The organism is Jiangella rhizosphaerae, from assembly GCF_003579925.1.
Classification (GTDB): Bacteria; Actinomycetota; Actinomycetes; order Jiangellales; family Jiangellaceae; genus Jiangella; species Jiangella rhizosphaerae.
The window spans coordinates 1-10,557 of record NZ_QUAL01000141.1; the positions used below are offsets into that span (position 1 = coordinate 1).

The window sequence follows — 10,557 nt, forward strand, 5'->3', positions numbered from 1 at the left end:
CGCGGCGGCCCGGCCGGCCGGGGTGGTGTCGCTGGCCGGCGTCCTCGACCTGCACGAGGCGGCCGCCCTCGACCTCGACGACGGGGCCGCGCGGACGCTGCTCGGCGGCGGTCCGGCCGAGCGGCCGGAGCGGTACGCCGTCACCGACCCGCTCCGGCTGGCGCCGCCGGGCGTCCCCGTCGCGCTGCTGCACGGGACCGCGGACCGGCAGGTCCCGCCCGAACTCAGCCGCCGTTACGCCGCCGCGGCCGGCCCGCGGGCGACGCTCCAGGAGCTGCCGGACGTGGAACACTTCGGCCTCATCGATCCCGAGTCGTCGGCCTGGCCGGCCGTGCTCGACGCCGTCGCCGGGCTGCTGAGGAGACCATGACCGCCACCCGCTACCTGTACCTCGCCCGGCACGCCGAGGCCACGCCCGACGAGACCGGGCTGACCGACGCCGGCCGGCGGCAGGCCGAGCTGCTCGGCCGGCGGCTGCGCGACGGCGGCCGGCAGGTCCACGCGGTCCGGCACGGCCCGCTCGCCCGCGCCGCCGAGACCGCGCGCATCGTCGGGGCGATCCTGGGGGTCGAGCCGCAGGTGACCGAGGCGGCCGGCGACTACGTTCCGTACCGCGACGACCTGCCCGCGGCGTACCAGCGGTTCGTCGGCCAGTTCGGCGACGACGGCCGCGGACCGCGGCTGGCGGCGGAGGCGATCGAGCGGTTCACCGGCCCGGTCCCCGGCGACGACGACCACCACGAGCTCGTCGTCACGCACGCGTTCACCATCGGCTGGCTGCTGCGGCACGCCCTCGGCGCGCCGGAGTGGCGCTGGCTGACGGTCAACCAGGGCAACGCCGCGCTCACCGTCATCCGTTACGCACCGGGCCGGGCGCCGTCGGTCCTGGTGCACAACGACACCCGGCACCTGCCCGACGAGCTGCGCTGGACCGGCTTCCCCGACGCCCTCCAGGTCTGAGGAGGAACCATGAGCCCTTCGGAACCATCGCCGTTCACCGCCGTTCCGGCGAACGAGGCCGGCTGGGCCGACCTGCGGACGGTGCTCGGCAGCCGCGCCTCGTCGTCGCGGTGCTGGTGCCAGCGGTACAAGCTGCGGCCGCGCGAGTCGTTCGGCTCGGTTCCGGCCGAGGACCGCGCCGAGCGGCTGCTCGACGAGTCCGGCTGCGGCGTCCCGGACGCGGAGCGCACCACCGGGCTGGTCGGTTACCTCGGCGCCGAGCCGGCCGGGTGGTGCGCCCTTCAGCCGCGCGCGGATTACGCCGGGCTGCGGCGGGTCTTCCGGGTGCCGTGGGAGGGCCGCGACGAGGACCCGGCCGACCGCGGCGTATGGGCCCTGACGTGCTTCGTCACACGCGCCGGGTTCGGCAGGCGGGGGGTCGCGACGGCGCTGGCCCGGGCCGCCGCCGGTGTCGCCCGCGAGCGCGGCGCCCGCGCCGTCGAGGGCTATCCGATCACCACCACCCGGGTGATCGCCGAGGAGCTGCACGTCGGCACCGTCGGCATGTTCGCCGCGGCCGGGTTCACCGAGGTGAGCCGCCCGACGCCGCGCCGCGCCGTCATGCGGATCGACTTCTGACCTACGGCGCCAGCTTCACCGCGACGTCGTAGAGGCCGTCCCACTCGGGGCACTCCTGCACGCAGCGGGCGAACAGCCACCGACGCAGCCGCTCGGGGTCGAGGTCGAGCAGGGCGGCCATGCGGTCCGACAGCGCGCCGGGGTCCTCGTGCAGCCGGTCCATGTTGAACATGTGCTGCGTCGCGTCGTACGTGCGGTCGCCGACGTACGGCTTGGGGTCGATGACCAGCCACGGCTCGCGCACCGCGGCGACGATGTTGTCAGGGTGCAGGTCGGTGCAGAGCAGCACGTCGTCGTCGCTGGTCAGCGGCAGTTCGCGGTAGAGCGTGACGCCCTCGCGGAGCAGGCCCCGGTCGTAGCGCGCCGGCGCGGCGTCGGCCCGTCGCTCGAAGTCGCGGGCCCAGTACTCGCACATCGACGCCAGCGTCCGGAACGGGTGGCCGGCGGGCGGGCGTCGCCACAGCCGGCGCAGCAGGCCGGCCAGCACGACGTCCTGCTCCGGCGGCGGGACCGCGTGCGCCAGCAGCGTGCCCGGCTGGGCCCGCTCGAGCAGCAGCGCGCTGGTGTCGTCGAACGTCGCGGCCTCGTACAACCGCACGGTGCCGTCGCCGTCCCAGAACCGCAGCCCCTCGGCCTCGTGCTCGGCCTCGGTGTGCCGGTAGCCGACCTTGAGCACGACGGGGTCGCCGTCGCTCGTCGTGGCCGGCGCGACCCACGACGACCGCCCGCCCGGCTCGTAGGGCTCGGCGACCGTGAGCTCCCACCGCGCCACCAGCTCGGGCACCACGGACGGCAGCGTCGCCGCCCACTCCGTCAGCCCGGGCTCGCGACCGGACGCGGCGACCTCGGCCAGGTTGGTGCTCATGCGGAAGGCGGTCACGCCGGTCATTCAAACCGACGCGACCGCCGTCGCGCACCCGAGTTTCCGACGAGCGTCAGGCGTCGCGCCTGGAGAACAGCCAGCCCGCGATCAGCAGCAGCAGCGCCGTCTCGCCGGCGAACACCCCGAACCCGGTCCACGGCCCCAGCAGGTCGGGGTTGAAGGACTCGACCGTCGCCAGGGTCGACCCGGCGTTGCCCGGCATCAGCTTCGTCAGCCACTCGCCGGCCGCGCCGGGGACGAGGCCGACCAGGTTGCCGACGATGAAGATCAGCGCGATGCCGACCGTGACGGCGCCGGCGGTGTGCCGCATCAGCAGGCCGAGCGCCAGGCCGAACACCCCCAGCACCGCGAGGTAGAGGCCACCGCCGATCATCGTCCGCAGCACGTCGGAGTCGCCGAGGGAGAACCCGATCCCCTCGCGGTCGAGGAAGAAGTTGCCGGCGATGATCGCGGCGGTCGACGTGATCGTGCCCAGGACGAGCAGCAGCCCGGTCAGCACGGTCGTCTTCGCCGCCAGCACCGACCACCGGCGCGGCGCCGCGGCGAGGGTGGTGCGGATCATGCCGCTGGAGTACTCGGCGGTCGCCACCAGGATGCCCAGCACGAGGGCGGCGATCTGACCGAACATCAGGCCCCAGGTGACGAACGCGCCGACCGGCTCGCCGCCTCCGCCGCCGCTGGCGAGGTCGCCGGCCGCGACGGAGCAGATCAGCGCCGTCAGGCCGACGCTGAGGACGAACAGCGAGGTGAGCGTCCAGACGGTGGAGCGGACGGTGCGGATCTTCGTCCACTCGGCGTCGAGGATGCGCCCGAACGTGAGCCGGGGCCGGCCGACGTCGGCGCGGCGGGCCGGCGACGGCGCCGGCGGGGTGAGGGTGGTGGACGTGGTCATGTGGTCACACTCCGGCGGGGACGGGCTGGTCGGTGCGGGCGTGGTACTCGACGCTGTCGGCGGTGAGGCGCATGAACGCCTCCTCGAGCGAGGCGTTGACCACGCTCAGCTCGTGCAGGTACAGGCCGCGGGACCCGGCGATGTCGCCGATCTGCTCCGGCGTGGCACCGTCGACGAGCAGCGCGCCGTCGTCGTCGCGCCGGATCGTCCAGCCGCGTTCGCGCAGCGCCTCGGCCAGCACGCCACCCTGTGGCGACCGGACCCGGACGTGGGCGGCGGAGTTGCGAGCGATGAAGTCGGCCATGTCGGTGTCGGCGAGGATCTGGCCGCGCCCGATCACCAGCAGGTGGTCGGCCGTCAGCGCCATCTCCGACATCAGGTGGCTGGACACGAACACCGTACGGCCCTCGGCGGCCAGCGCGCGGATGAGGTTCCGGATCCACCGGATGCCCTCGGGGTCCAGGCCGTTGACCGGCTCGTCGAAGAGCAGCACGCCGGGGTCGCCGAGCAGCGCGGCCGCGATGCCCAGCCGCTGGCCCATGCCGAGCGAGAACCCGCCGGACCGCTTGTGCGCGACGGCCTCCAGACCGACCAGGCCGATCACCTCGTCGACGCGGCGGCGCGAGATGCCGTTGGTCTTCGCCAGCCACAGCAGGTGGTTGTAGGCGCTCCGGCCGCCGTGGATCGCCTTCGCCTCCAGCAGCGCGCCGACCTCGTGCAGCGGGGCGGGGAGCTCGCGGTAGGCGCGGCCGTTGACGGTGACCCGGCCGCCGGACGGGTGGTCCAGGCCCATCACCATGCGCATCGTCGTGGACTTCCCGGCGCCGTTCGGGCCGAGGAACCCGGTGACCGCGCCGGGCCGGACGGTGAAGTCGATCGCGTCGACCGCCGTCTTGTCTCCGTAGCGTTTCGTCAGCCGTTCCGCTGTGATCATGGCGGCCACGCTACGGCTCGCCCCGACGGAGAAACAGCAGTTCAAGGGTGGTTTCAGGGCCGGCTCAGGGACATCTCGGGGTCGCCCCTGACGACCCTCTCAGGGGATGCTTGGATGTCCTCCATGGACAGCGACCCCGATTCGATCGGCGACGAGCGCGTGCCGGTCGCTCAGGTGCTCAGCGGCCTCGAGGTGCACCCGCTCGCGCCGGGCGAGACGGCCATCGAGGCATTCGTGCTGATCAAGGTCCTCGACGCCGACGGGAGACCGGCCTGGTCGTATCGCACCACCAACCGGTTGAACCGCGAGGAGCTGCTCGGCGCGCTGATGGTGCAGGTCGACGTGTTGCGCAAGGAGCTGCGCGACGAGTGGGACGACGCCTGACCCGGCGCCGTCCCACGTCGTCCCACCCGCCCTGCTCGGACTATCGCGTCCTGATCCGGTGGACGCCGCCGTCCTCGGTGCCGGCGTAGAGCCAGCGGCCGTCGGGGCTGATCTCCAGCGACACCACGGACAGGTTCTGCAGCCCGCTGGACACGTTCACCCAGGTGCGCCCGCCGTCGGTGCTGCGCAGCACGCCGCGGCCACCCTTGACCAGGCCGTTCGCGGTGAACGAGCCGGTCGCGGCGTACCAGGTGTCCGGGTCCGACGGCGAGACGATCAGGTCGCCGACCACCATCGACAGCCCGCCGGCGTCGGCGTCGTGCCAGGTCGCGCCGCCGTCGTCGCTCACCCGGATGGCGCTGCCCGCGGCGACGATCCGGTCGCCGTCGACCGCCACCGTCGTGAACCGCCCGTCGGCGACCTTCTCGGCGGTGAGCCCGAAGTCGTCGCTGCGGTACAGGCCGTCGTCGGCGGCCAGCCAGAGCCGGTCCGGGTCGGCGGGGTCGGTCGCGACGGACCAGAACAGCTGGTCGTGGAAGTGCTTGCGCCAGACCTCGCCGGCGTCGTCGGTGACGTAGAGGCCGGCGCCGCCGAGGCTCCAGAACGACACCGCGACGCGGCCGGAGTCGTGCGGCCCGACGACGAGGTCGAGCGGCACCTCGTTGGTGCGGCCGCGCAGCTCCCACTCCTGGCCGCCGTCGGTGCTGCGGTACACCCAGAACTGCGACAGCGCGTCCTTGCGGATCTTCCACACCGTGTGCGGGTCCCGCGGGTCGACGGCGAGCTGGCCGACGCGGGTGCCGACGTAGGCCTCATACCCGGAGAGCCCCCACTCGGCGACCCCGTCCGGCAGCTTCGGCCGGGTCGGCAGGTCGGTCGCGTAGACGTCGGTGTCGGTGCCCGCGAGCAGCCGCGCCGTGCCCTCGGCGTCCTCGGTGATCTCCAGGTCGTACACGGTGCCGCCCTGGACGCCGATGCGCCGCGGGTCGGAGCCGTCGGACTCGGCGTGGAACAGGCCCGCGCCCGGCGACGACCACAGCAGCCCACCGGCCCACGGCACGACGTCCTCCTCGACGGCGCCGTTGATCGGTTCGGGCAGCTGCGCCCAGGTGGCGCCGCCGTCGCGGCTGACGTGCTGCACGTCGCGGTACGTCGTCACCATCATGACGTCGCCGTTGACGACGATGTCGAGGGCGCCGCCGCCGGGGACGGGGTACAGCTCACCCCAGGTGGCGCCGGCGTCGGACGAGCCGATGACGACGTCGTCGACCAGCGCGACCACGACCTCGCCGTCGGCCGTCGCGGCCAGGCCCTCGACGTAGCCCTCCTTCACCTCGTACACGGTGTCGGTGCCGGTCGGCGCGCCGGTCATGATGCCGCGGACCGCCCAGATCGCGTCGTAGCCGGACAGGTAGAGGTCGTCGCCGCTGACGGCCGCGCCGGTCACCTCGGCGCCGGCGTGGTTGGGGTGGCTGTCCCAGCTGTCGCCGCCGTCGCGGCTGACCAGCAGCGCGTCGGGCCGCACCGCCACCAGCACCCGCGTCGACGGGTCGCTGAGCAGCGCGATCGTGTGCGAGTCGGGCACATCCAGCTGCTGCCAGGTCTCTCCTCCGTCGCGCGTGCGCAGGATGCGGCCGAGGTAGGTGTTGTCGAGGACGGCGCCGAAGTCCAGGCTGGTGGCGGAGTTGACGGCGTACCACATGGTGTCCGGGTCGTCGGCCGCGACCACGACGTTGTCGGTGCCGCTGCCGGCCGGCACCGGCAGCCGGTTGTGCTGCCGCCACGTCCGGCCGCCGTCGTCGGTGGTCCACGGGCCCGCCTTCCCGTACTGCGTCACGACGGCGGTGTCCGGGTCGGCGGGGGTGGTGGCGATCGGGCCGCCGGACGTGTTCGGCCCGATCGGCTGCCACGCGGCCGGGCTCGTGGAGCTGCCCACAGGGGCGGCCACCTCGAACGTCGCGCTGCCGATGAGCCGCGCGCCCAGCTGGGTGTCGGCGGTGACGGCGACGCCGTACGCGCCGACGCGTGAGCCGGTGAGGTCGGCGCGGTACCACTGGTCGTACTCGTGCTCGGCGGTGACCGTGACCGGACGGCCGCGCGGCGGCGTGACCGTCACGACCGGCGGGGCGGTCAGCGGCGCCGGGCTCCAGATGAACGCCGAGGTGGTGCCGTCGCTGGGGTCGGGCGACGTCTGCACCACGAGGTGCCGGACGGCCAGCAGGTACGGGACCCGCACGGTGGCTCCGCCGTCGGCGGTGGCGACGATCCAGCCGGCGAGGTCGGCGTCCTGCTCGGGCCGGTCCGCGCCGACGGCGACCGTGACTTCGAGCTCGCCGCCGGCCGGGATGGTGGCTCGAGCGGGGGTGATCGTGACGGTGCCCGGGCTGCCGGCGGCCTGCTCGGCCGCGAGCGTGACGGTGACGTCGCCGGCACCGGGGTTGCGCAGCGTGGTCGTACCGCTGCCGCCGACCTCCGGGCCGGACAGGTCGGCCAGTCCGAGCGACACCGAGGTCGGCGCGGCGACGAGCGGGCTCGCCGCGGCCGCGGCGACGTCGACGCGGCCGGCGCCGGACGTCGTCGGGCCGGTGCCCTCGACCGCGACCGCCGAGCCCGTCAGCCGGCCGTTGACGTCGGCGACGGACTCCTCCGGGCGCAGCTGGCGCAGCAGCGCCGCCGCGCCGGCCACGTGCGGCGCGGCCATGCTGGTGCCGGAGATGCGGTAGACGCCGAGCGCCCAGTTCTCCAGCGCCCAGGTCGAGCGGATCTCCACGCCGGGCGCGACGACGTCCGGCTCGAGGTCGAAGTCCGGCGCCGGGCCGCGGGAGCTGAACGACGCGATCCGGTCGGTCACGTCCTCGCCGGAGATCTCGATCCGCACGGGGCCGGCGGCGAGGTCGCGGCGCAGCGGCTCCCACTGCATCTCCAGCAGGCCCATGACGACGATCCGCTCCATCCGGAAGCTGTCGCCCGAGACGACGTCCTGGGCCGTCAACGGGACGTCGACGACACCGGGCTCGGCGGCGGTCTCCGACGCCGCGGGATCGGAGAACAGCACCGGTCCCGAGCTGCCCTCGGTGTAGGCGAGCATCGCGATGGCGCCGCGCTCCTCGGCCAGCCGGGCCTGCTCGATCAGGTGCGGTCCGACGTCGGCGAGGTTGCCCGGCAGGTTCTGCCGGTAGGCGACGACCTTGCCCGTGACGTCGCCGACCCGGTCGTAGTCCTCCTCGGCGCCGTCGCCGACGTCGACCAGCTCGCCGCTGATCGGGGTCGTCGGCGCCGGCGCGGAGAACGGAGCGCGGAAGGTGTCCAGCGGCTCGTCGCGCGGCGCCGTCACCCGGGCCGCCGGCAGGATCAGGCCGCTGGCGGACGCGCCGACCGAGAGCACGCCGTCGGCCAGCGCCGGGCTGCCCATCGTCTGCTCGCCGGGGCCGGCGTTGCCGGCCGCCGCGATGACGACCACGCCGGCCTCGGTCGCGGCCGTCGCGGCCAGGCCGAGCGGATCGGTCCCGTCGCCGGGGCCGCCCAGGCTGAGGTTGACGACGTCGGCGCGGTACGGGTTCGCGGGGTCGACGGCGGCCTCGAGGCCGGCGATGATGTCGGACTCCCAGCCGGCGCCGGCGCCGTCGAGCACCTTGTACGCGGTGATCAGCGCGCCCGGCGCGACGCCCGTGACGGCGGCGCGACCGGCGCCGGTTCCCGCGACGATACCGGCGACGTGGGTGCCGTGGCCGTTGTCGTCGATCGGGTCGGTGTCGCCGTTGACGAAGTCGTGCCCGGCGACCACCTTGTGCCCTTCTCCGAACCCGCCGCCCAGCGACGGGTTGGTGTAGTCGACGCCGGTGTCGACGACGGCGACGATCGTGCCGGTGCCGTCGGCCGGCGCGCCGTCGGGCGCCTGCTGCTCCCACACCTCCGGCGCGCCGATGAGCGGCACGCTGACGTCGGTGGCGGCGCGGAAGCGCTGGTCCGGGACGACGTCGGCCACACCGGGCAGCGCACGCAGCGCGTCGACGTCGCCGGCCGGGACGGTGAGGGCGACCGCGTGCACCAGTCCGGTGAACTCGTGCTCCACCTCGGCGTCGATGCCGCGCGCGTCGGCCGCGGCGAGCATCGCGTCCTGCGCGCGGGCGGCGGCGCGCTCGGCCCGCGGGCTGTCCTGCTGTGCGGCGAGCTCCGCGGGAGCGGCCGGCTCGCCGCCGGGTCCGGCCATGACCACGATGACGCGGGTGTCCCGCTCGGCCGACGGGTCGGGCTCGGCCGCCGCGCCGGCGGCGAAGGGGGTCAGGCCCGCGGCAGCGAGGGCGACGGCAAGGGCGGCGCCGGATCCGGCGCGGAGTCGTCGAGCAATCATCATGCTCAGGTTTTCCTCTCCCTTGTGGGACTCGCTGCCGCCTTTCGGACCTCGCGGTCGGCATGGCGCCGGCAGTCAGGCCGCGGCCGGGGGTTTACCGCGGGTTTGCCACATTCGTAGTAGGTGTGACTCCGTGTATCAATGGCTGCGGGTGGCCGGTTGCGGCCGGTGGCACAAGTCGGCCACATTGAGACCATGACGGCAGACGACGAGGCCTCGCTGGCCCCCGTGGGCCTCGGCCCCTTCGACGAGGAGGTCTACCGGACGCTCCTGACGTGCGTCGACGCGACGCCGGCGGCGCTCGCGGAGCGGCTCGGCCAGCCGGAGCGGCGGGTCGACGCCGCCTGTGGCCGGCTGCGCGCGCTCGGCCTCGTCATCCGGATGTCCGGGCGACGTCGCCGCTACACCGCGGTCGACCCCGAGGCCGCGCTCGAGGCGCTGGTGCGCGAGCGCGCCGGCGAGCTGGACCAGGTGCGCGGCTCGGCGCTCGCGCTCTCCTCGATCTTCCACGCCGCCCGGCGCCAGGCCGGCGGCGGCAGCACCGTCGAGCTGCTCAACGGCCCGGAGGAGCAGGGCCGCTGGTTCGTCCGCCTGCAGCACCAGGTGCGGTCGGAGATGATGGTGCTCGACCGCCCGCCGTACGTCCTGGCCGCCGTCAACCCGGTCGAGCCGGTGCGCCTCGACAGCGGCGTGCACTGGCGGGCCATCTACGCGCCCGAGGCGCTGGAGATCCCGGGCGCCATGGACGAGATCGGCGACCTCACCCGCCGCGGCGAGCAGGGGCGCGTGCTGCCCGGCCTGCCGCTGAAGCTGGCGATCGCCGACCGCCGCATCGCGCTGCTGCCGTTGTCGATGGACGTCGGGCACGCCCAGGGGCTGGTGGTCCGCGAGTCGACGCTGCTCGACGCGCTGGTGGAGCTGTTCGAGGTGTACTGGGCGCGCGCGACGCCGCTCGGCGCGCCACCCGTCGCCGAGGAGGCGGCCGGCACGGTGCCCGACGACGACCGGCAGCTGGTACAGCTGCTGGCGGCCGGGCTGACCGACAGCGCGATCGCCCGCCAGCTGGGGCTGTCCACGCGGACCATGCGGCGCCGGACCCGCCGGCTGTTCGACGAGCTGGAGGCGACGAACCGGTTCCAGGCCGGCCTCCAGGCCGCCCGGCGCGGCTGGCTCTGACGACCGGCCGTTCCTAGTCGCGCGGGAGGGCGGCCAGCTCCGTCCGGTTCGCGACCTGGAGCTTCGCGTACACGTGCGCGAGGTGGGTCTTGACCGTGCCGCGGCTCATGAACAGCCGCTCGCCGATCTCGGGGTTGGACAGGCCCTGGACGGCGAGGTCGACGACCGAGCGCTCGGTGGGGGTGAGGCTGGCCCAGCCGGTGTCGGGACGGCGGCGCGGACCGCGGGCGCGTGTGGCGTAGGCGACGGCGTCGGGCAGCGGCAGCGCGCGGCCCCGCTCGACGGCGTCCTCGTCGACCACCGGGCCGAGGTCGAGGGGGCGATCGGCCAGGCCGGCGTCGGCCCGGGCGCGCGACGTC

At 74.7% G+C, this 10,557-nt stretch carries 10 protein-coding genes; 5 read left to right on the top strand and 5 right to left on the bottom strand.

What is annotated here, in order from left to right; genetic code table 11:
• The 3 genes from DY240_RS31980 to DY240_RS14265 all read left to right on the top strand — a co-directional run.
• A partial coding sequence (locus tag DY240_RS31980) for an alpha/beta hydrolase family protein (RefSeq protein WP_407659327.1) occupies positions 1-370 on the top strand: 370 nt, incomplete at its 5' end.
• Complete coding sequence (locus DY240_RS14260) at positions 367-960, top strand: histidine phosphatase family protein (RefSeq protein WP_119660526.1); 594 nt, start codon at positions 367-369, stop codon at positions 958-960. The genes DY240_RS31980 and DY240_RS14260, both read left to right, overlap by 4 nt.
• Before the next feature lie 9 nt (positions 961-969).
• Positions 970-1,578 (top strand): GNAT family N-acetyltransferase, encoded by a 609-nt coding sequence (locus DY240_RS14265; protein WP_119660527.1) that lies wholly within the window; start codon positions 970-972, stop codon positions 1,576-1,578.
• Between the two features lies 1 nt (position 1,579).
• On the opposite strand, the gene DY240_RS14270 is transcribed toward DY240_RS14265, so the two are convergent.
• From DY240_RS14270 to DY240_RS14280, 3 genes are read right to left on the bottom strand one after another with little or no spacing between them, the layout of a single operon-like run.
• Positions 1,580-2,458, bottom strand: coding sequence for an aminoglycoside phosphotransferase family protein (locus DY240_RS14270; protein WP_199701496.1), 879 nt, complete (start codon positions 2,456-2,458; stop codon positions 1,580-1,582).
• A gap of 55 nt (positions 2,459-2,513) precedes the next feature.
• The gene (locus DY240_RS14275; RefSeq protein WP_199701498.1) at positions 2,514-3,353 is read right to left on the bottom strand and encodes an ABC-2 transporter permease; all 840 of its coding nucleotides are present in this window, start codon (positions 3,351-3,353) and stop codon (positions 2,514-2,516) included.
• A gap of 4 nt (positions 3,354-3,357) precedes the next feature.
• The gene (locus DY240_RS14280; protein WP_119660532.1) at positions 3,358-4,287 is read right to left on the bottom strand and encodes an ABC transporter ATP-binding protein; all 930 of its coding nucleotides are present in this window, start codon (positions 4,285-4,287) and stop codon (positions 3,358-3,360) included.
• Positions 4,288-4,401: 114 nt separating this feature from the next.
• Between DY240_RS14280 and DY240_RS14285 the strand changes: the two genes are divergently transcribed.
• Entirely contained in the window at positions 4,402-4,671 is a 270-nt protein-coding gene (locus DY240_RS14285; protein WP_199701500.1) for a hypothetical protein, read from the top strand.
• A gap of 40 nt (positions 4,672-4,711) precedes the next feature.
• On the opposite strand, the gene DY240_RS33725 is transcribed toward DY240_RS14285, so the two are convergent.
• Positions 4,712-9,025 (bottom strand): S8 family serine peptidase, encoded by a 4,314-nt coding sequence (locus DY240_RS33725; RefSeq protein WP_119660530.1) that lies wholly within the window; start codon positions 9,023-9,025, stop codon positions 4,712-4,714.
• 192 nt (positions 9,026-9,217) lie between these two features.
• On the opposite strand from DY240_RS33725, the gene DY240_RS14295 reads away from it, so the two are divergent.
• Complete coding sequence (locus tag DY240_RS14295) at positions 9,218-10,198, top strand: helix-turn-helix domain-containing protein (RefSeq protein WP_199701502.1); 981 nt, start codon at positions 9,218-9,220, stop codon at positions 10,196-10,198.
• A 13-nt stretch (positions 10,199-10,211) separates the two neighbouring features.
• On the opposite strand, the gene DY240_RS14300 is transcribed toward DY240_RS14295, so the two are convergent.
• Positions 10,212-10,557, bottom strand: a 346-nt coding sequence (locus tag DY240_RS14300; protein WP_147375324.1) for a helix-turn-helix domain-containing protein, incomplete at its 5' end; no start/stop codon positions are given.